Raw genomic sequence first — 20,572 nt, forward strand, 5'->3', positions numbered from 1 at the left:
ATATGAAGTATTTAAAAATCAGTATTTACACGCTTCTTTTTACTATTTTATTAGCTAGCTGCAAACAGCATGAAGAAGCCCGAAGACCGCTTTCGAGAGCGTCAGGCACTTTCATGAAAAAATCAGCTGACCGAAATAAAAAATTGGTAGCCAATGAAGAAGAAGTCATCAAAAAAATCATAAAAAGCAATCCGAAAGTAAAATATTACGCGACAAGAAAAGGCTATTGGTTCTTTTATGATGAAAAAAATCCAACCGAAACTTTAACGCCAAAAAAAGGAGATATTGCTTATTTCAATTTAGAGGTAAAAGACATTCAAGGCAAGCTAATTTACTCAGAAGCCGATCTTGGTCCGCAAACTTATTTTGTAGACAAACAAGATATTATGATGGGATTGCGTGACGGGATCAAGTATATGCATAAAAATGAAACTGTTACCTTTTTATTTCCGTCGCACATTGCTTATGGATATCATGGTGACAATAACAAAATTGGGCCAAATGAATCATTAATGTGTACTGTAACGCTTCGTAATTTTGTTCCAGATCCAGCAGCTCCAAAAACTGTTGCACCTGCAGAACAAACTGCAACCCAACAAGCTCCTGCAGGACAAACACCAAAACCTGCTGCTCCAAAACCTGTTGCTGTAAAACCAGCCACGCAAATTAAAAAAGACACAGTAAACCCTTAAAAAAACATTTTAGAAATGAAAAAAAGCATTTTAGTATTACTATTAGCCGTAACGTCACTTTATTCATGTAAAGATGAACACAGCAATTTACCTGATGGTTTATATGCCGATATTGAAACAAACAAAGGACATATCATTGTTGAATTAGATTATAAAAAAGCACCTGTAACTGTTGCTAATTTTGTGACTCTGGCAGAAGGAAAAAACGAATTTGTAACTAAAGATTACAAGAAAAACAAACCATTTTACGACGGATTAAAATTCCACAGAGTTATTGAAGATTTCATGATTCAGTCTGGAGATCCTGAAGGAACTGGTTCTGGAGATACTGGCTACAAATTTAAAGATGAAATCACAGACTTGAAATTTGATAAAGCCGGAGTTTTGGCAATGGCAAATAACGGCCCAGGAACAAACAGCAGCCAATTTTTCATCACACATGTTGAAACACCTTGGCTGACTGGAAAACATACTATTTTTGGTCATGTAGTTGAGAAAGGCCAAGAAGTCGTAAACCAAGTAAAACAAGACGATACAATTGTAAAAGTTACTATTATCAGAAATGGTGAAGCAGCGAAGAAATTTGATGCTGTAAAAGTATTTGGTGATTATTTCTCAGAAATTGCGAAAGAAAAAAGCAAATATGCCGCAGTTCAAACAGCAAAAGTTGCTTATTACGCTTCTATTAAACCAAAAGCAACTAAAACCAATTCAGGTTTAGAGTTTGTTATCACTGAAAAAGGATCAGGCAAAAAACCAGCTATTGGAACTCAAATTTATATTCATTATGCAGGTTTCCTTGAAGACGGAACTTTATTTGATTCAAGTATTGCTGATGTATCAAAGGCTTTTGGGAAATATGATACTGCAAGAGCTGAACAAAATGGCTACCAGCCAATTCCATTTCAAGCAGGAAAAAAAGACGGTTTAATTCCTGGATTTATTGAAGGAATTGAGCAACTTTCATTTGGAGATAAAGCGGTGCTGTTTATCCCATCTCACTTAGCATACGGAGCAACAGGTGCCGGAGGAGTTATTCCGCCAAATGCAAATATCATTTTCGAAATTCAATTATTAGAAAAACCACAATAATAAATCAGTTCGCAGACTTAAATTTGAAACAAAATGAAATTTAAATTTCTCTTATTATTCTGTTTGGCAGTTGTAAATCTTCAGGCACAAACAACAAAAAAACCAGCAGCAAAACCAAAAGCTGCTCCAGCTAAAACTGCTGTTGCTGCAAAACCAGCACTTCCTGCTGACCCAAACGATGGTATTTTTGCAACAATTTCAACTTCAAAAGGTGATATCGTTGTTTCTTTAGAATATGTAAAAGCTCCTATTACGGTAGCGAATTTCATTTCTTTGGCCGAAGGGACTAACCCAAATGTTAAAGTAGAAAAACTAAAAGGAAAACCTTTTTATGATGGTTTAAAATTCCACCGTGTTATCAATGATTTTATGATTCAAGGAGGAGATCCAGACGGAAACGGTTCAGGAGGTCCTGGATATTCATTTAAAGATGAATTTACCGAAGAATTGAAATTTGACAAAGGTGGTATTTTAGCAATGGCAAATTCTGGCCCTGCAACTAATGGAAGCCAGTTTTTCATTACACATAAAGACACACCTTGGCTAAATGGAAAACACACTATTTTTGGCCATGTAGTTTCTGGAATGGATAATGTAAACAAAATTGTTCAGGGCGATATCATGAACAAAATCACTATTACTCGTAAAGGTGCTGCAGCCAAAAAATTTGATGCGGTAAAAGTTTTAGCTGATGATGTGAAAAAAGAAGCAGCAAAAAAAGATGAGGCAAAAAAAGTCATCGCAACAAAGGCAGCTTATTTTGCAGCGACTAAAGCAAAAGCGACTACAACTGCATCAGGCTTAAAATATGTTATTACACAAAAAGGAACTGGTGTAAAAGGAGCTGAAGGATCTACAATCTACTTTCACTATGCAGGCTATTTTGAAGACGGAAATCTTTTTGACAGCAGTATCGCTAAAGTAGCTAAAGATTATGGTAAATACGATGCTAACAGAGATGCTGGCGGAGGATACAAAGCTTTCCCTTTCACTGTTGGAAAAAAAGATGGTATGATTCCCGGATTTATTGAAGCTTTAGATATGATGACGGATGGAGAAAAAGCAATTTTCTTTCTTCCTTCAAATTTAGCTTATGGAGAAAAAGGTGCTGGAGGTGTAATTCCGCCAAACGCAACTTTAATTTTCGAAATTGAAACATATAAAAATCAGCCAGTCAAATAATTAGCCTGAAAGATTTATTAAAAAACAGAAACCATCAAAGCAAAAGTTTTGATGGTTTTTTGATTTTAACAGGTTCTTCATTTTTTGAAAAATAAACAATTTAGAAACACCAAATACAGCATCAATACTATTAATCCCAATATTTACAACGTTTTTCTATTAAATCGCAAACAAAATAGCTTACCTTTGCCGGCCTTAATTTTTAAAACAGAAATTTCAGATGTCACAAAACAATGTATTAAAAGGAGTTTTTCTAGTTGCTTTAGGAGCTACAACTTACGGAATGTTAGCCACTTTTGTAAAAATGGCTTATACGGAAGGTTATACTACTGCAGAAGTAACCACTTCACAATTTGTTTTAGGGATAATCGGAATTTTAATAATCAATGCATTTCAAAAAATAAAGCATAAAAAAAATGTTGTAAAAGCTTCTTCAAAAAACATTTTCAGTTTAATGCTTGCTGGAACTTCATTAGGAATGACAAGTTTGTTTTACTACTTGGCTGTAAAATATATTCCGGTTTCAATTGGAATCGTTTTATTGATGCAGACGGTTTGGATGGGTGTTTTTCTTGAAATGATTTTAGAAAAGAAACTGCCTTCAAAACAAAAAGTAATTGCCGTTTTTATTGTTCTTATTGGGACTGCTTTGGCAACCAATCTTGTTCATGCTGATTTTAAACTAGATTGGAGAGGAATTGTTTGGGGATTATTAGCTGCTGCTTCTTTCACCACAACTATGTTTACTGCAAATCGTGTCGCTACCGAAATTTCCTCGGCGCAACGCAGTTTATATATGCTTTTGGGTGGAGCTGTAATTGTATTCTCGTTTGCATTAGCAACTCAAACAGAAACTTTTAATCTTGCCATTTTCATGAAATGGGGAATTGTTTTGTCTTTGTTTGGAACTATAATTCCGCCAATGCTTATGAACGCAGGTTTTCCTTTGACCGGAATTGGATTAGGAAGTATTGTTTCTGCCCTTGAACTACCGGTTTCTGTCACAATGGCTTTTATTCTTTTGAATGAAAAAGTAATTTTTCTGCAATGGGTTGGAATCGTTTTAATCATTCTTGCTATTATTATTATGAACATAAATTTCAAGGCTAAAAAATAGTCAATTTTGCATAGCTTTAAAAAAAAGCGCCTTGTAATGCAATAATTGTTAATTTTTTTATAAATTCGTGATAAACAACAAGATATCATGAAACAACCTTGGCATTTATATTTAATGGCTTTTTTATATATACTTGCTGGTATCAATCATTTTAGAAAACCCGGAATGTACATCAGAATCATTCCTCCTATTTTTAAAAACCCCAAATTAATAAATAATTTAAGTGGAGGTGCCGAAGTTATATTAGGCTGCCTCCTATTGCTTCCTTTTACAAAAAATTTTGCCGCATGGGGAATTATTGCATTGTTAATTGCAGTGTTTCCTTCCAATTGGTACATGTATCAAAATAAAAAAGCAAGTTTTAATTTACCAAAATGGATTTTATTTGTACGTTTGCCCTTACAAATTGTTTTGATTTTTTGGGCATACCAATATACCCTTTAACAATCGGAATCTATTAATTTAAAATTACTTAATTATGAAAAAATTATTTGCAGAGTTTTTTGGAACTTTTTGGTTAGTTTTTGGAGGTTGCGGAAGCGCTATTTTTGCAGCAGGAATTCCTGATTTAGGAATTGGATTTGCGGGTGTCGCCTTAGCTTTTGGTTTAACAGTTTTGACAATGGCTTATGCTGTTGGACACATTTCTGGCGGACATTTTAATCCTGCCGTTTCGTTTGGATTATGGGCTGGCGGAAGATTTTCAGCTAAAGACCTTATTCCTTATATCATCGCTCAGTGTATTGGAGCAATTGCTGCAGCGGGAACTCTGTACACTATTGCTTCTGGAAAAGCTGGTTTTGTAATTGATAATACTAAAGCGGGGGCATTTGCATCAAACGGTTTTGGTGCTTTTTCTCCAGACGGTTATTCGCTTCAATCTGCTTTTATTGCTGAATTTGTACTGACTTTGTTTTTCCTTTTAGTTATTTTAGGAGCTACAGATAAGTTTGCTAACGGAAGATTTGCTGGTCTTGCAATAGGTTTAGCTTTAACATTAATTCACTTGATCAGTATTCCAATTACAAATACTTCTGTAAATCCTGCTAGATCTTTGTCTCAGGCTATTTTTACTGGCGGTGAACCATTATCTCAAGTTTGGCTGTTTTGGGTTGCCCCAATTTTAGGTGCTATTGTAGCTGGATTTATCTATAAGAATTTGTTGCAAAATCACGCTGAAGCATAATCCTTAAAATAACTCAGATACAAACTAAAAACATTACAAATATGGAATTTTTATATTTCTTACTTATAGGTGCTATTTCTGGATGGCTGGCAGGCCAAATTTGGAAAGGTGCCGGCTTTGGCTTAATTGGTAATATTATCGTCGGAATTATTGGCGGAATTATTGGTGGTTGGATTGCCGGTAAACTTGGAATTGGCGGTGGCGGACTTCTGTGGCAGATTTTAATTGCTGTTGGTGGTGCGTGGGTTTTACTCTTTATCATCAGCCTTATTAAAAAGTCTTAAATCAAAATAAATTAATTGACCTAATATCTTATAAAGAGAAAAAAGAAGTCTTATTGACCTTTTTTCTCTTTTTTTGCTTAGCAATTTTCCTTAATTAAGCAATAAACATTAAAGTGATAATAAAAATTTACATTTCTTAAAATTAATGTTATTATTTCATCAATTTCATTACATTTGAAAAAATACATTATAGAATTATGAATGATATTATCACTTATTTCGGTACCATTCCTTCTTCGCATCGAAGTTTAATTTTGATAGGAGGAATAACTATTTTTTGGCTGATTGAAAATGCTTTTCCGCTTTTTCAGATGCAGTATAAAAAATGGCATCACGCAGGAATAAATATCTTTTTTACTGTTACTACAATTATTGTAAATTTTGTTTTGGCTTTTATTCTGATTAAAACTGCAGCTTGGACAACCGAAAATCAATTTGGAATTTTACAATGGTTGCCAGAAATGCCTCTTTGGCTTTATGCCATAGTGGGTTTGCTTTTACTCGATTTAATTGGCGCATATTTGGCTCATCTTGTACAGCATAAAGTAAAATTTTTATGGCGATTTCATCTCATTCATCATACAGATACCTGGATCGACACTACAACAGCAAACAGACATCATCCGGGCGAAAGTGTAATTCGATTTGTATTTACAACGTTGGGCGTTTTAATTGTAGGAAGTCCAATGTGGATGGTTTTTCTATATCAGTCATTATCTGTGATCGCTTCACAATTCAATCATGCAAATATTTCGTTGCCAAATAAGCTGGATGTTTTTTTAAGTTATTTTATTGTTTCGCCAAATATGCATAAGGTTCATCATCATTATGTATTGCCTTATACGGATAGTAATTATGGAAATATTTTTTCAGTTTGGGATCGACTTTTCAGCACTTTTACCACTTTGCCAAAAGAAGAGCTTATTTATGGAGTAGATACTCACCCAGAGCCCGAAGAACATAACAAGTTGAAAAATTTATTACAAATTCCGTTTCAAAAATCAAGATCAGCAAAAAACAGTTAAAATCAGTAAAAAAAATATAGTCGAGCGTACCAACTAATTATTTTTTTTATTAATATTGGTATATAAAATGAAAATCAATCTATTAATCATTAACCTCTATTTTGAATTAATTTTCACGAGATGAAAAAGAGTAGCCGCAAAGAATTGAATTGGGAACAAACCGAAAGACTTGTTTCTTTAGCTTTAGAAGAAAAAAATCCATTTGAAATTATAAAAAAAGAATTTGGATTAGCAGAAAAGGAAGTTCTGGAAATCATGAAAAAGAAGATGCCTGTAGAAAAATTTGAAATGTGGAAAAAGAAGGCAATTGCAAATAAACCTAAACCAAAGCCTGTCAAAATAGATGACTTTGATGAAGATTTGGACGGTAAATATTATATAAAAAACAAGCTAGACTAAAAGAAAACTCCTGAAATTCAGGAGTTTTTTTTTATATTTATATAAAGTGTGTAACAATTTGATAATTTAGAAGTCAAATACACAAAACTAAACGCGAACAAATGAAAAAAATAATCTACACACTGGCTCTGGCTGTAACATTATGGAGCTGTAAAACCGGAAGTACATCAGGAGATGCAAAAAGCAAAACTGTAGATGTCAACATTAATCTTGTTGATGTAAAAGACGATAAAGTCTTGGTAACGGTAACACCTCCGGCAATCAAAACGGATGAAATTATTTACAGTATTCCAAAAACAGTACCTGGCACTTATTCTACAGACAATTATGGTAAATATTCTGACGGTTTCAAAGCTTTTGATGCAAAAGGAAATGAATTAACCGTAAAAAGAATTGATGATAATTCATGGTCAATTTCGAATGCTAAAACGCTTAAAAAAATAACTTATTTAGTTGGCGACACTTTCGATACTGAAAAAGGAACCGGTTTTGGCAATGATGACGTATTTTCACCAGCGGGAACAAATATCAACGCCGGAGTAAACTTTATGGTTAATACGCACGGTTTTGTTGGTTACTTTCAAGATAAGCTAGATGTTCCTTATAAAGTTACAATTACGCACCCTGAAACACTTTCGGGAGCAACTTCGATGACGGATGAAGATGCAAGCAAAACAAGCGATGTTTTTGTAACGCCTCGTTATGCTGTATTAGTTGAAAATCCAATCATGTATTCTAAGCCGGATTACACAACATTCAACGTAAATGGAATGGATATTTTAATTGCGGTGTATTCTCCAACAGGAAAATTTACTGCTGAAAGTATTACTCCGGAAATGAAAACGATGATGACGGCGCAGAAAAACTTTTTAGGCAAAATTAATTCGACTAAAAAATATACTGTTTTATTGTATTTATCAAGCATGGCAAAAGATGATGCACATGGTTTTGGAGCTTTAGAACATCCTACTGCCACAACGGTTGTATTGCCAGAATCTTTGCCAAAAGAAAAACTGGTAGAATCAATGAAAGATGTGGTTTCTCATGAATTTTTCCATATCGTAACACCGTTGACAATTCACTCAAAAGAGATTCAGTTTTTTGATTACAATGCGCCTAAAATGTCTGAACATTTATGGATGTATGAAGGTGTAACCGAATACTTTGCAAATCTTTTTCAAATCAACCAAGGTTTGATCGACGAAGCTGAATTTTACACTCGTATTGCAGACAAAATTGAGCAATCAAAAAGTTTAAATGATACTATGTCATTTACTGTAATGAGCAAAAATGTTTTGCAGGAACCTTATAAAGATCAATATTTAAATGTGTACCAAAAAGGTGCTTTAATTGGAATGTGTATTGACATAATCATTAGAGAAAAAAGCAATGGCGAAAGAGGAATTCTTGATTTAATGCACAAATTATCGAACGAATATGGAATTGAAAAACCATTTAACGATGAGGAACTTTTTGCAAAAATCACACAACTTACTTATCCTGAAGTTGGAGAATTCTTAACTAAATATGTTGCCGGAACTACACCAATTCCTTACGATGTTTATTTAGCAAAAGTAGGTGTAACAAAAGCAACCGAGAAAAAAGCTAGTCCAATTTTCCTTAAAGGCCAAACTCCTTATATCTCTGTAAATAAACAAACTCAAGAAATTTCTGTTCGTTCTGACATTGAGCAAAATGATTTTTTCAAAAATCTTAATTTAAAAGGCGGAGATGTTATTGTTGCAATAAATGATAAACCATATTCTTTGGCTAATATTTACGATCTTATTACCGAAAGTGAAAACTGGAAAGAAAATGATCCTATTACAGTAAAAATTAAACGTGCTGGAAAAGAAGAAACTATTAAAGGAACGGTAAAACTTCCTTATGAAGAATCAGAAACATTTAAAGCTACTGATGCTTCAAAAGAAAAACTTAAAAATGCATGGTTAAAAGGATAATTACTTTTAACGACTATAAAAAAAACCGACAAGTGATTGTCGGTTTTTTTTATGTCTTTGCGATGAACGAAGCAATCTCATCTTGAATATTTGATTTGATTAGAACTTATATTAGTGTGGCTGCTTCGTTCCTCGCAATGACTTTGTGTTTAGATCTCTTCTTATTTCTTCACTGGAAACTTCCAAGCAAATTCATCTTTTTCATTAATAATTGCGCCAATTTCAAACTTTACCACTTCATCAAATTCAGTTTGAAGAATGAACCAATTGTCTTCATTAAAGTAATTTTCAAAAGTGTCAAAAGTTTCCTGATTGTATTTTGTAATACCTTTTGTGGCTAAATCTTTTTTTACATCGGCAATTTTTCTTCCGATTATTTTGAATCCGAAAACTTCTAAATCATTGCTTGAAGCTACAAGATAACCTAATTTCAAATCCTCTTCTTCATAAAATGTCAATCTGATTTTATGTGAATTATATACAAAAATCACATTATCATCTTCGTCTTTGTAGTTTTTATCAGGTTTTCCAAAAACGGCTGTGACGTCGTTTTGTTTCATTCCGAAAAGCAGTTTATCGATTCCTGATTTTAGATTTATTTTCATAATATGTATCTTTTATTTGAGGCGCAAATTTCGTGAAGTTTTTTCAAACTCTGTTACGTTTGTCTTTTTATTAATTTTGATAATTCTTCTTATTCGGTTTACTGCTCATATAAAACGTAATTTTCCCACCATTCATAACATCGGAATGTTTCAAGAAAGGCTTAGAAAGTTCTTTTCCGTTTAAAAGCACTTTGCTCACAAAAACATTTTTATCTGATTGATTTACGGTTTCAACCTCGAAGTTTTTTCCGTTTTCTAAATTAAAAACAGCATTCTTAACCAACGGACTTCCCAATGCATATTCATCAGAACCCGGAGCAACAGGATAAAATCCTAAACTGCTGAAAATATACCAGGCACTCATTTGCCCAAAATCGTCATTTCCGCCTAAACCGTCTGCTCCATTTCGGTACATTTTTTTCAAAATCATTCTGATTTTGTCCTGTGCTTTCCAAGGCGAATTGGTCCAATTGTATAAATAAACTACGTGATGTGAAGGCTCATTTCCGTGAACATAATTCCCGATAATTCCGTCTCTTGTAATATCTTCTGTGTTTTCGAAATATTTATCCGGTAAATGCATATTAAATAATGAATCTAAACGGACTTTGAATTTGTCATTTCCTCCCATCATTTTAATCATATCGGCAGGATCTTGCGGTACATATAAACTGTAATTCCACGAATTCCCTTCAATGAAACCTTGTCCGTGCGTATCTAAAGGGTCAAATTCTTTTTTGAAAGTTCCGTCATTTAATTTAGGACGCATAAAACCTGTCTTGGCATCATAAACGTTTTTATAATTTTTAGACCTTTCGATAAATTCATTATAAATTTCAGTTTTACCTAATTTCTTTGCCGCCTGCGCAATCGCCCAATCGTCATAAGCGTACTCTAAAGTTTTTGAAACCGAAGCACCGTTTTTATCTTCAGGAACATAACCCATTTTCATATAATATTCCAATCCATCATAATAAGGAACTTTTGCGGTATTCACACACGCCTGAAGCGCTTTTTCAGGATCAAAACTGGTATTGCCTTTTACAATCGCATCAGCTACTACAGAAACCGAGTGATACCCAATCATACACCAATTTTCATTGGCATAATGTGACCATATTGGAAGCATTTTATGCACACTTTGATCTGAATGTGCTAACATCGAACTTACCATATCTGAGTTTCTAGTTGGCTGTACGATATTAAAAAATGGATGCAAAGCCCTGTAAGTATCCCACAAGGAATAACTAGTGTAATTTTTAAAGTTTTCTGCTTTATGTACATTCATATCGAGACCTTTGTAATTTCCATCAAGGTCCATGTATTCTGTTGGGCCTAAAAAGGCATGATACATTGCAGTATAAAAATTCACATAATCTTCTTTTTGAATGGCTTCAATCTGAATTTTATTCAGTTCATTATTCCAAATTTCCTGACTTTGTTTTTTTACTTTTTCAAAATCCCAGCCCGGAACTTCTTTCTTCATATTTTCTAAAGCTCCAGCCGAACTTACTGGCGATAAAGCCATTTTTATCTTGATTTTCTCGCCTTCTTCTGTATTAAAATCAAAAAATAATTTCAAATTTTGTCCTGCCATTTCTGGGAAATTCTTGGTTTGGTCAAATCTTCCCCAAAACCCTCTGTAGACGCTTTTTTCCTGCGCAGCCTGTCCGTAGCTTTTTATTGGTTTGCTGAAAGACATTGCAAAATAAACGGTTCTGGTTCTTGCCCAGCCGTTTGTCTGGCGATAACCCGTAATTAAAGTATCGTTTTCAACACGAACAAATGTCCAAACGTTTTTCTTGTCGTAGTTGTAAATTCCTGACGTTAAATCCAGAATAATATGCGCCTCATCTGACTTTGGAAAAGTATATTGATGCATTCCTACTCTTGTTGTTGCTGTAAGTTCTGCTTTAATTTTATGATCTTCTAAAAAGACGCTGTAATAAGCGGGTGCTGCTTTTTCTGTTGTATGTGAAAACGCAGATCTGTAACCAGACAAAGGTTTTGAAGCCACGCCCGGATTTAACTGCAGTTTTCCAGTTGTTGGCATGATTAAAAAATCACCTAAATCGGAATGCCCTGTTCCGCTAAAATGTGTGTGGCTGAAACCTACAATTGTTTTATCTTCATATTGATAACCTGCACAGTATTTATAGACTTCACCGTTGTATTTTCCGTTTAAGCCGTAAGCAATCGTATCTGTTTCTGGACTCAGCTGAACGCTTCCGAAAGGTACTGTCGCTCCAGGATACGTGTGCCCCATTTTGGCCGTTCCTATCATTGGATCAACATATTGAATCAAGTTTCGTTTTTCGGGAATTTTTTTCTGTGCATTTGAAATCGTACCAAGCATCAAAAATGAAAATCCAAAAAGAAAATTTTTGCAGTTTATTCTATTCATTGGGTATTTTTTAAAATCATTATTTTTTTGTCTAAAACAAATCAGGTATTTACTAAAACGATTTACCTGTATTTTTAGTTTAGAAAAATACAACAAAATATGCTTTTAAAAAATATAATTTTTTATGAGATTGCTGGATTGAAATCCAACCTTACAATATGGATTGGGCCGTTGGCTCTTTTTTATTTTGAATCTTTGTTTAGACTGGACTGAAGTCCAGCCCTACAATATGGTTCGAGCCGCTGGCTCTTTTTTGCTTTGCTCTTTTTTATTTTAATTTCCTTTTTAGGTTTTCTTTTACCTCATCAAACCACTCGTTTTTAAGAATGCTTAAAACTATTGAATCACGTCTTAGGTTGTTTTCTCTTGTTGGCATGTTGCTTCTTAAAACACCTTCTACTTTACAGCCAATGCTTTTCATAGCCGCTATACTTCTTTCATTGTTATTATCTGCACGAAACTCAACTCTTTCTAAACCGAGTGTTTCAAAGGCAAACTGAAGCAGTAAAAATTTGCAATGTTTATTCAAACCTGTTCCTCTAAAAGCCGAGCCGTACCAAGTATAACCTAACTGTAAAGTTTTAAATTCAAGATTTATATCGTAGAAACGTGTTGAACCTGCGTATTTTTGAGACTTTTTATCAAAAACGATAAATGGAAATTCTTTCTCGTTTTCTCTGGCTTTAACTGCTTGCTGCATATAATTGATCAAATTTTCTTCTCCATCTGCGCCAACTAATGAGTATTTCCAAGTTTCTGGCTCGTTGATTGAAATATCCAGTAAATTTTCTACATCTGATTCTTGAAGCGGACGTAACAAAACGAAATCATCTTCTAAAATAATTGGATCTGTGAAATTGAAATTTGATATTTTATTCATAATTTATTTTTGGTTGTAAATTCTTCTTTCCTTATAGGTAAAGTCCCTACGGGACAAATAATAAATTGATTTTTTTTTAATCTACCAATATAGTATCTCTACGAGATATTTATTCTAATTTGTTTACTCCTATAGGAGTAAAATATTGGTAGCAAAAAAAGCATTTTAATAAAAAAAGTCCCGTTAGGGACTTTACATTTTGCTATTATTTTCTATGGTCCATAATTTCTTTAAAAAAAATTATTCGCTCATTTCATCGTAACGCTCTGGAACTTGTGGATCGTAAAGCGGACATTTGAATTCTTCCATTACAGAAACCAATTGATTCATAGTTTTGCCTTCGGTTCCGTAACAGTCAATTTTCACACTTTGAGAAGTTGTGATTACTTGAAAAGCACCTTTTCCAGCATTATTTTTCCAGCTGTTTTCGTCGACTCTTTCCCATTTTGAAAATACAGAATTGATTCGGTTGATGATTACGTCAACAGGAAGTGTTTCTAATCCGTCAACTTCCTCTTTTTCAAGAAGTGCTTCATAAACTTCGTGATGATTTAAATAAATCTCATCTAAATATCTCCAAAAAAGCAGTTCGTACATAACAAGTTTTTTAACAATTATTTTTTGTAGAAGCGCACAGCAGTGCGTCTAACATAACGTAAGACGCACTGCTGTGCGCCTCTACATTAAAATTTTAATATTCGAATGTTCCGTACTCGCTGGTAATAGTAAGCTTTTTAGCATCTGCGGCTTCTACTCTTCCAACTATCTGTGCATCAACATTGAATGATTTTGAAATCTCAATAATATCTTGTGCAATGTTTTCTGGAACATAGATCTCCATACGGTGACCACAGTTGAAAACCTGATACATTTCTTTCCAGTCCGTTTTTGATTGTTCCTGAATTAACTTGAACAATGGTGGCACCGGAAATAAATTGTCTTTTATAATGTGTAAATTTTGAACAAAATGAAGAATTTTAGTCTGCGCTCCTCCACTGCAGTGCACCATTCCGTGGATATCTGCTGGAGTATATTTATCTAAAATTTTCTTAATAATTGGTGCATACGTTCTAGTTGGCGAAAGCACTAATTGACCCGCATTTATTGGGCTATTTTCTACTTCATCAGTTAAATTTACCTGTCCTGAATAAATAAGTTCTTCGGGAACGGCTGCATCATAGCTTTCTGGATATTTTTTAGCCAAATATTTCCCGAAAACATCATGACGTGCAGATGTTAATCCGTTGCTTCCCATTCCGCCATTATAACCTTTCTCATAAGATGCTTGGCCAAAAGAAGCCAAACCAACAATTACGTCTCCAGCTTTAATGTTTGCATTGTCAACAACATCAGAACGTTTCATTCTTGCCGTTACAGTAGAGTCAACAATTATTGTACGTACAACATCTCCAACATCGGCAGTTTCTCCACCTGTTGAATGAATTGTAACTCCAAAAGATTTTAATTCGTTGATTAATTCTTCTGTTCCATTAATGATTGCTGAAATAACTTCGGCAGGAATTAAATTTTTATTTCTCCCGATTGTTGATGATAGCAAGATATTATCTGTTGCTCCAACACATAATAAATCGTCAATATTCATGATTAAAGCATCTTGAGCGATTCCTTTCCAAACAGAAAGATCTCCTGTTTCTTTCCAATACATATAGGCTAATGACGATTTTGTACCAGCGCCGTCAGCATGCATAATTAAACAATGCTCCGAATCTTGGGTAAGATAATCAGGAACAATTTTACAAAATGCCTGAGGAAATAAACCTTTATCGATGTTTTTTATGGCGTTGTGTACGTCTTCTTTTGATGCCGAAACACCTCTTTGTGCGTACCTTTTGCTAGAATCTGAACTCATGAAACTTAGTTTGTGTTGATGTGGTGCAAAGATAATCCCTTTTTTTAATTCTTTGATTGATTCGGATGTTTGATTCACAAAAAAAATCGACAGTAATTATTAAACTGCCGATTTTTTTACACTTAATTGTTTTGAAAACTATACTATTCTCTCTTATTTCCAATCTGGCATTGATGCATTTTCAAATAATGTAGTTCTTGAGCTAGTTGTCGTACCGCCAGTTCCTGTAGTAACAGTTGTATTTGCGGTCTGAATATTCTTGGCTGATAAACCATCATTAGAAGTGTTGACAAAAATCACCTTTGCTTCATTTGGTGAAAACTTAACGTCTAAATCGTTAAAACCATTTTCCTTTTGAGTATCTAATTCTGCAGATGTATTTGTTGCCACAGTGTAAATAAATATTCGGGAATCTAATCGTCTGTAAGTTGCATTTTCAAATCCGGAGACATCTCGGGTATATACAACTCTCCTATTGTCAATAGAAATATCTATTCCGCTTGCTCCTCCGGTCACGCCAGAAAGCACTGTATATAAAACATTTCCACTCAAGTCTATTGCATAAATTTCGACGCTGTATCCTGAAACATCATTTACTTTTAAGATAATCTGACTTCCGTCGCGGCTCCATTCACATTCTGAAATAAATTTGCCATTTGGCGTTTTAAACAGCTGTACTAATCCTGATCCATCAGAATCAATACGATAGAGTTTGTCAAAATTTGGATAAATAATCTGTTTTCCGTTTGTGCTCCATGCATAACTAACATTATCCATATTAAAGCCGGCTATAGGGACAAAATTTGTTATTTTTTTGACATCTGTACCATCTGGATTCATACTGAAAATTTGATTTAAAGATCCATCAGAACTGATATAGGCAATTCTGTTGATGCTTAAATTTTTTCGTGGTCTGTAGCTATTGACTTCAGCAGAAGACAATTGAACTTCATTTCCGGCATCATCTGCTGTAAAAATCACATTGTTATTTTTTATTTTCTTAACATACATGTATCTCGGATTTGGGAAAGCCAATGTTGTAAACGAATTTGTTACACTATTTATAGGCTTATTAATTCCGTCATCCACAGTTACCTGCCAATAATATTTGGTACTAAAACTTAAATCTTTAATAGCTAAAGTTGTAGTTTTAAGATCAGAATAGGTTTTGACTTCATCAGTAGTTCCGTTTTTCACGGTCACTGTGTAAGTAAGCGGATCTCCTTCTGGATCTTTTGCAGTCCAAGTTAAATTTAAACTTAACGCCTGACCAACAGCATTATCTGCAGGAGCCGTAAGTACCGGAACTTCTGGCGGTTTATTCGTAGCAGTTGACACTTCTAACTCAAAAATAAGTTCTATTTCAATATCTTTTTCAATTGTAGCGGGCACAAATCTGGCTATAAAACCATCTTTTTGAGCCTGAAAAGCATATTTACCCGACGTTACTTTATCAATTTTAAAGTATCCATCTTTATCCGTATAAACAGTGCTTGTTGTGGGGTTTGAAGACACACGGGCATTTTCGATTCCTTTGTAGGTTCGAACATCAACAACTCTTCCTTTTATAGATCCCGTTCCTGCTACGTCAAGTTGTTCTTCACTACAAGAAATTAAAAGAATAAAGCACGCTAAAATTTTTAATCCTATTTTCATTTGAGACTGAATTTTATTAAACTTATATTGAACTAAATCCTTTAATCATTAGTTATTAAAGATTAAAAGCTGCTTATTTTTTCTTGTAATTGAGGTTTTTAGGAAAATAATATGTCATTCCAAAACCAAACCGGTAGAAATAATCGTCCCGGACTCCGGCTATCTTATGATCGACATTATCACTGAAGGCGGCATTAAATTCGCCGTATAATTTGAGTCCAACATGTGGTGATACAAGATATTCGACTCCTGCTCCAGCCTGAACTTTGGCATGAAAGTTTTCACGATGATGATCGAATTCGAATCCTGTTCCAGCAAAAACAAAAGGAGTAAATACGTCCCGGGGCAATACGATGCATTCTACATTTAAATCTAAAGACAGATAACCATAATCCATATAATTTTTATTTGCTACCTGAAAAGCATTTGATGAAGCACTAAGGTTAAATGTTGGCGAGAAAAAGAACTTCAATGCTCCTCTTATCATGGGCATAGGTTTCGGATTTGGGTAATCGCCTTGCATTAGGGTTGTTCCTCCTACAACTTCAATTCCAAATCGTGCTCGTCTGTTTTCGCTTAAATTTCTGTCATATAACTGTGCTAAATCGGCATCGCTTTTTTCTTTATCGTATTCGGCAACAAAATCGTCTATTTGCTTTTGTGGTGCATTTACTTCCCAAAGCTTATCTTTGATTCCATCTACGATAAGACCTTCAACCGCTTTTTCAATTGCTTCTGTAACGGCCATCTGAATTGGTTCGTTTCGAGTAAAACCAGTTTCAACTTCCAGAAGTCGGTTTAAATTAACATATCTAAATAAACTTGCGTCAATACTTTGCGATAAAATAGTTTTAGAAACGTAAACGGTATTTAAAATTTTTCCGTTTGAAGTAGAAACTAATCTCAAATAAACGGTAACGCGGTCTTGTCTATATTGTGTTGAGCCTCCAGCTCCAAAATACCTAGCTCCAAAACCACCTGTAATAATATTGGTGTCATAAGAAATAATTCCTCCTTCGAGCAGAACTCCTGCAAACAAAAGAGGTGTCAAGACTGCCTCATTCGGTTCTGTTTTTGATGCATATTCCTGACGCGTTGAACGAATAATATTTCGCTCATTCAAAAGGTTTCCTAGATTTTCACGTTCAATAGGTATAAACCATTTTGAATCCTGAAGTGCTTTAATCAAAATTGATGTTGCTCCTTGTGTAACAGCGGTACTAAAGGTGCTCCCTAATTCGGTAGGTTTATATTGACCCGTCTGGTCTTTAAATTTATATACACCTACAACTACCTGTTCTTTTGGTTTTGGCATGTCTACCAATTTAGCAGTTGCGGGAGTATTTTCTCCATAAACCGCTTTCTGTACCCCAGTGGGCTGATTAAAATATGCTCCACATCCTGAGAATAGGCAAATTAATAAAAATAGAAAAAGGGGACTTTTATTCATAATCTTAATTATTTACAATACTACATGAACCTAACTGTCTCTAAATTATAATCTTATTGGCCTGGCAAAATTACTTGTGTCTGCTCGCCAGTATCTGTATCAAGTACATCGACCACTAATCCTAAATTAGAACGGTAAATATCAATTGATAAAGTTCCAAATACATAAGTGCCCGGAGAAAGCTGACCTGTACCAGTTCCTGTACCGGTTCCTGTTCCCGTACCAGTTCCAGTACCTCCAGTGCTGGTTCCAAATTGATTATCAAATAAGGAATTTGAAAGTTTGTTCAGCAATTGATTGTTTAAATTGCTTTTGAAACGCTCCAAATCAGTCTGTTGCTTATAAGCATTGGAATTATCTTCCTTATAATCATTTTGAGCCTGAGCTGAGCTTAAGAGCCAAGGATAATTGAAAGTCTCTCCTCCAAAATTTGGATTTGCCGGTTTATACGCTAAGTTTTGTGCTATTGATACAGTAGCAAAACCAAATAAGCAAACGAGTAACGCTATAGTTTTCATATAGATACTTTTTTATATTTTGAACATTAAATAGTAAACTCTTTATCGAAAAAAGACTCTCAATTATAATTTTTAATATTGAGTAATCATTTTATTTTGCTTTTCCTGATTTTTAAAATACTTGAATAATTTTGAAGCGGCTGACTCTGCCATGTATTTTAAAAAATCTTCTTCAGGACGTGAAATAAACTCCTCTATAATATCACTGTCAACTAATATTGTAATTTTTGTTGTGCGTCCAAAAGTCAATTCTTCCTGAACGGTTACAATTTTAATAGTATGAACTTTTAGTTTAGAATATTGCGCATAAAACATATCATAAAAATCATTTCCTAATTTTGTTTTGGTATCATTGGCCACAATTCCAACCATTTCGATACCATCAACAGGAACAGATTTTCCTTCGTCTGATTCTGTTTCTTCATTAAAAACAATTCGGTCTTTGCCTATTATGGCATTGCTCTCATCATAAATCAACAACATTACAATTACTTCATCCTGTTTGGTATAATTTACCTGCGTTTTGGACAATTCTATTCTTTGAAGAGGTTCTAATGTTGCTCTTCCGTCTTGAGCATTTGTTGATTTGTTTGAATTTGATTTGTTTTTCTTGAATACACTTAGTTTATATGAAATATTCTTAAACTCTGATTTTAAATTTTCTACAGTTCCGGTTATGAACAACATATTTTCTATTTCCTTAACTTCTATTTTCGCTTTTACCTCTTTGTAAACGGCCTGCGAAAATCCATTTTCAGAAAAAAATAGTAAAAAAACTGCAACAATTATGTTTAAATACCTTTTCATAATCTTATCGATTGAATACGTAAATTATTCCAGAATTTCCAGACTGATTAATGATCATATCTCTTGATATCGAATTTGATCCAGTACTAAAAATCGTTAAATTATTGCCTTCTTGATTGACTTTCATTTGTTCAGCTCCCCGAGAGTATAATGAAACATCACTTATATAATTGTTGTTGCCTGACTGTATGTAGGATTGGTTTACTTCGTCTGCTTTTTTGTAGACATTCATGTAGTTATTGTTACCAGTTTGCTGTGCAGTTACATTAGCATTATTACTGATGATGGTTAAATTGGCTTGATTGTAATTTCCAATTTGTGCAATTTTGACTATATTATGACTTATAATATATTGATTTGTATTCTGGTTTTGATTGCGGCTGTTTGTTTCATTAAAGGCCAAAACATAATCATTTACATTCCCGTCAATAGATTGCGAGAACATATTTCCAATACTTAGAAACAAAATGATTATTACAATACCTTTCATAATATTTTAAATAATAAAAAAAGGAAGAACTGATATATCTAGTTCTTCCTTTTCTTGGTTTTTTTTAGTTTGCCTGTAGTACTACGCTGCCATTTAAGAACCCAGCTTGAGTAACAGTACTAACATTTCCCCATCCTAATTGTGCTGTCAAAGCATAGTTAGCAACTCCGTATTGATCAATACTAGAAGAGTTTCCAATTCCAAGTTGAATTGTTGTAGCTGAATTGAATAATCCTTCTTGATTAGTTTCAGATTCGTTGCCCCATCCAAATTGATAAGCTGTAGCATCGTTGCCCCAACCTACTTGAGTTGCACTAGAGCTATTAAAGAATCCGATTTGTGTTAGATCAGCATCATTGCCAATTCCAAATTGGAAAACTGTAGCACTATTTCCTAATAGTGGACCTTGGTCAATATCAGAAGTATTTCCAAATCCGATTTGTGTAACTGAAGCAGAGTTTGCAATACCTAATTGATCAATAGTTGATGTATTATCAACACCGATTTGAAGAACAGTTGCAGAATTTAAAATACCATCTTGGTTAACATCTGAATCATTTGATCCAACTTGAACAACTAATGCCCCATTTAATAAACCTGTTTGGTCTACATTACTAGTGTTTTGCGCAATTGCGACACCTACAAATAGCATCGCGGAGATGCTTAGAATTACTTTTTTCATAATAAATATATTTAATTGGTTATTAATACAAATTATTATGCAGGTTGTAATTTGGGGATGCGAAATTTGGGTGGGTTAGAAATAAAATTAAGGCTTAAAATTGCACTTATTTCTTGATTTCTTTTTCAAAATTAGGAAACTTATCGAAAATCAAAACAGGTATAAATACGTATTTTACAAGAACTTAACGTGTTTTCGATGAACTGTGAAACTATCTCGATGAACTGCCGTTTTTGATTTTTTACTTAGTAAGAAAATACTTATTTCTTTAA

General features: G+C 33.9%; 21 protein-coding genes. 10 read left to right on the top strand and 11 right to left on the bottom strand.

Going from position 1 to position 20,572, the window contains the following annotated elements:
• Positions 1-2: 2 nt before the first annotated feature.
• The 10 genes from gldI (at position 3) to EV145_RS09795 (ending at position 8,938) form a co-directional block, all read left to right on the top strand.
• Positions 3-692, top strand: coding sequence for a gliding motility-associated peptidyl-prolyl isomerase GldI (gldI, locus tag EV145_RS09750; RefSeq protein WP_133525027.1), 690 nt, complete (start codon positions 3-5; stop codon positions 690-692).
• A gap of 15 nt (positions 693-707) precedes the next feature.
• Positions 708-1,784 (top strand): peptidylprolyl isomerase, encoded by a 1,077-nt coding sequence (locus EV145_RS09755; RefSeq protein ID WP_133525028.1) that lies wholly within the window; start codon positions 708-710, stop codon positions 1,782-1,784.
• A gap of 33 nt (positions 1,785-1,817) precedes the next feature.
• Complete coding sequence (locus EV145_RS09760) at positions 1,818-2,966, top strand: peptidylprolyl isomerase (RefSeq protein ID WP_133525029.1); 1,149 nt, start codon at positions 1,818-1,820, stop codon at positions 2,964-2,966.
• A 220-nt stretch (positions 2,967-3,186) separates the two neighbouring features.
• Complete coding sequence (locus EV145_RS09765; RefSeq protein WP_133525030.1) at positions 3,187-4,083, top strand: EamA family transporter; 897 nt, start codon at positions 3,187-3,189, stop codon at positions 4,081-4,083.
• Positions 4,084-4,170: 87 nt separating this feature from the next.
• Positions 4,171-4,527 carry a DoxX family protein gene (locus tag EV145_RS09770; RefSeq protein ID WP_133525031.1) on the top strand — a complete coding sequence of 119 codons (357 nt, stop codon included), beginning with the start codon at positions 4,171-4,173 and terminating at the stop codon, positions 4,525-4,527.
• A 34-nt stretch (positions 4,528-4,561) separates the two neighbouring features.
• A complete protein-coding gene (gene aqpZ / locus EV145_RS09775; RefSeq protein ID WP_133525032.1) occupies positions 4,562-5,269 on the top strand; it encodes an aquaporin Z in 708 nt (235 codons plus the stop codon).
• 41 nt (positions 5,270-5,310) lie between these two features.
• Positions 5,311-5,553, top strand: coding sequence for a GlsB/YeaQ/YmgE family stress response membrane protein (locus EV145_RS09780; RefSeq protein WP_133525033.1), 243 nt, complete (start codon positions 5,311-5,313; stop codon positions 5,551-5,553).
• 197 nt (positions 5,554-5,750) lie between these two features.
• Positions 5,751-6,578, top strand: a complete 828-nt coding sequence (locus tag EV145_RS09785; RefSeq protein ID WP_133525034.1) for a sterol desaturase family protein — start codon at positions 5,751-5,753, stop codon at positions 6,576-6,578.
• Positions 6,579-6,698: 120 nt separating this feature from the next.
• Entirely contained in the window at positions 6,699-6,977 is a 279-nt protein-coding gene (locus tag EV145_RS09790; protein WP_035648923.1) for a DUF2805 domain-containing protein, read from the top strand.
• 101 nt (positions 6,978-7,078) lie between these two features.
• Positions 7,079-8,938 (top strand): PDZ domain-containing protein, encoded by a 1,860-nt coding sequence (locus EV145_RS09795; RefSeq protein WP_133525035.1) that lies wholly within the window; start codon positions 7,079-7,081, stop codon positions 8,936-8,938.
• A 161-nt stretch (positions 8,939-9,099) separates the two neighbouring features.
• On the opposite strand, the gene EV145_RS09800 is transcribed toward EV145_RS09795, so the two are convergent.
• From EV145_RS09800 to EV145_RS09850, 11 genes are all read right to left on the bottom strand, one after another.
• Positions 9,100-9,543 (bottom strand): hypothetical protein, encoded by a 444-nt coding sequence (locus EV145_RS09800; protein ID WP_133525036.1) that lies wholly within the window; start codon positions 9,541-9,543, stop codon positions 9,100-9,102.
• Positions 9,544-9,613: 70 nt separating this feature from the next.
• Positions 9,614-11,947, bottom strand: a complete 2,334-nt coding sequence (locus EV145_RS09805) for a GH92 family glycosyl hydrolase (RefSeq protein ID WP_133525037.1) — start codon at positions 11,945-11,947, stop codon at positions 9,614-9,616.
• 268 nt (positions 11,948-12,215) lie between these two features.
• Positions 12,216-12,827, bottom strand: a complete 612-nt coding sequence (locus EV145_RS09810) for a GNAT family N-acetyltransferase (RefSeq protein WP_133525038.1) — start codon at positions 12,825-12,827, stop codon at positions 12,216-12,218.
• A 240-nt stretch (positions 12,828-13,067) separates the two neighbouring features.
• Complete coding sequence (locus EV145_RS09815) at positions 13,068-13,424, bottom strand: hypothetical protein (protein WP_133525039.1); 357 nt, start codon at positions 13,422-13,424, stop codon at positions 13,068-13,070.
• Positions 13,425-13,518: 94 nt separating this feature from the next.
• Positions 13,519-14,697 (bottom strand): AIR synthase related protein, encoded by a 1,179-nt coding sequence (locus EV145_RS09820; protein ID WP_133525040.1) that lies wholly within the window; start codon positions 14,695-14,697, stop codon positions 13,519-13,521.
• 153 nt (positions 14,698-14,850) lie between these two features.
• On the bottom strand, positions 14,851-16,353 hold the full coding sequence (locus tag EV145_RS09825; RefSeq protein WP_243739241.1) for a carboxypeptidase-like regulatory domain-containing protein: 1,503 nt from the start codon (positions 16,351-16,353) through the stop codon (positions 14,851-14,853).
• Between the two features lie 73 nt (positions 16,354-16,426).
• Positions 16,427-17,803 (bottom strand): CsgG/HfaB family protein, encoded by a 1,377-nt coding sequence (locus EV145_RS09830; RefSeq protein WP_133525041.1) that lies wholly within the window; start codon positions 17,801-17,803, stop codon positions 16,427-16,429.
• Positions 17,804-17,856: 53 nt separating this feature from the next.
• Positions 17,857-18,321, bottom strand: a complete 465-nt coding sequence (locus EV145_RS09835) for a curli assembly protein CsgF (protein ID WP_133525042.1) — start codon at positions 18,319-18,321, stop codon at positions 17,857-17,859.
• Between the two features lie 72 nt (positions 18,322-18,393).
• Positions 18,394-19,128: a CsgE family curli-type amyloid fiber assembly protein gene (locus EV145_RS09840; protein WP_133525043.1), complete on the bottom strand. Its 735-nt coding sequence runs from the start codon at positions 19,126-19,128 to the stop codon at positions 18,394-18,396.
• Positions 19,129-19,132: 4 nt separating this feature from the next.
• Positions 19,133-19,618, bottom strand: a complete 486-nt coding sequence (locus EV145_RS09845) for a hypothetical protein (protein ID WP_133525044.1) — start codon at positions 19,616-19,618, stop codon at positions 19,133-19,135.
• A 64-nt stretch (positions 19,619-19,682) separates the two neighbouring features.
• Positions 19,683-20,270 (bottom strand): hypothetical protein, encoded by a 588-nt coding sequence (locus EV145_RS09850; RefSeq protein WP_166638435.1) that lies wholly within the window; start codon positions 20,268-20,270, stop codon positions 19,683-19,685.
• Positions 20,271-20,572 lie beyond the last annotated feature (302 nt).

Origin of the sequence: Flavobacterium sp. 245, assembly GCF_004362055.1 — a bacterium.
Taxonomy (GTDB): Bacteria; Bacteroidota; Bacteroidia; order Flavobacteriales; family Flavobacteriaceae; genus Flavobacterium.

Coding starts and splice junctions, on each gene's coding strand:
- gldI (WP_133525027.1), top strand. CDS start 3: ATGAAGTATTTAAAAATCAGTATTTACACGCTTCTTTTTACTATTTTA.
- EV145_RS09755 (WP_133525028.1), top strand. CDS start 708: ATGAAAAAAAGCATTTTAGTATTACTATTAGCCGTAACGTCACTTTAT.
- EV145_RS09760 (WP_133525029.1), top strand. CDS start 1,818: ATGAAATTTAAATTTCTCTTATTATTCTGTTTGGCAGTTGTAAATCTT.
- EV145_RS09765 (WP_133525030.1), top strand. CDS start 3,187: ATGTCACAAAACAATGTATTAAAAGGAGTTTTTCTAGTTGCTTTAGGA.
- EV145_RS09770 (WP_133525031.1), top strand. CDS start 4,171: ATGAAACAACCTTGGCATTTATATTTAATGGCTTTTTTATATATACTT.
- aqpZ (WP_133525032.1), top strand. CDS start 4,562: ATGAAAAAATTATTTGCAGAGTTTTTTGGAACTTTTTGGTTAGTTTTT.
- EV145_RS09780 (WP_133525033.1), top strand. CDS start 5,311: ATGGAATTTTTATATTTCTTACTTATAGGTGCTATTTCTGGATGGCTG.
- EV145_RS09785 (WP_133525034.1), top strand. CDS start 5,751: ATGAATGATATTATCACTTATTTCGGTACCATTCCTTCTTCGCATCGA.
- EV145_RS09790 (WP_035648923.1), top strand. CDS start 6,699: ATGAAAAAGAGTAGCCGCAAAGAATTGAATTGGGAACAAACCGAAAGA.
- EV145_RS09795 (WP_133525035.1), top strand. CDS start 7,079: ATGAAAAAAATAATCTACACACTGGCTCTGGCTGTAACATTATGGAGC.
- EV145_RS09800 (WP_133525036.1), bottom strand. CDS start 9,543: ATGAAAATAAATCTAAAATCAGGAATCGATAAACTGCTTTTCGGAATG.
- EV145_RS09805 (WP_133525037.1), bottom strand. CDS start 11,947: ATGAATAGAATAAACTGCAAAAATTTTCTTTTTGGATTTTCATTTTTG.
- EV145_RS09810 (WP_133525038.1), bottom strand. CDS start 12,827: ATGAATAAAATATCAAATTTCAATTTCACAGATCCAATTATTTTAGAA.
- EV145_RS09815 (WP_133525039.1), bottom strand. CDS start 13,424: ATGTACGAACTGCTTTTTTGGAGATATTTAGATGAGATTTATTTAAAT.
- EV145_RS09820 (WP_133525040.1), bottom strand. CDS start 14,697: ATGAGTTCAGATTCTAGCAAAAGGTACGCACAAAGAGGTGTTTCGGCA.
- EV145_RS09825 (WP_243739241.1), bottom strand. CDS start 16,353: ATGAAAATAGGATTAAAAATTTTAGCGTGCTTTATTCTTTTAATTTCT.
- EV145_RS09830 (WP_133525041.1), bottom strand. CDS start 17,803: ATGAATAAAAGTCCCCTTTTTCTATTTTTATTAATTTGCCTATTCTCA.
- EV145_RS09835 (WP_133525042.1), bottom strand. CDS start 18,321: ATGAAAACTATAGCGTTACTCGTTTGCTTATTTGGTTTTGCTACTGTA.
- EV145_RS09840 (WP_133525043.1), bottom strand. CDS start 19,128: ATGAAAAGGTATTTAAACATAATTGTTGCAGTTTTTTTACTATTTTTT.
- EV145_RS09845 (WP_133525044.1), bottom strand. CDS start 19,618: ATGAAAGGTATTGTAATAATCATTTTGTTTCTAAGTATTGGAAATATG.
- EV145_RS09850 (WP_166638435.1), bottom strand. CDS start 20,270: ATGCTATTTGTAGGTGTCGCAATTGCGCAAAACACTAGTAATGTAGAC.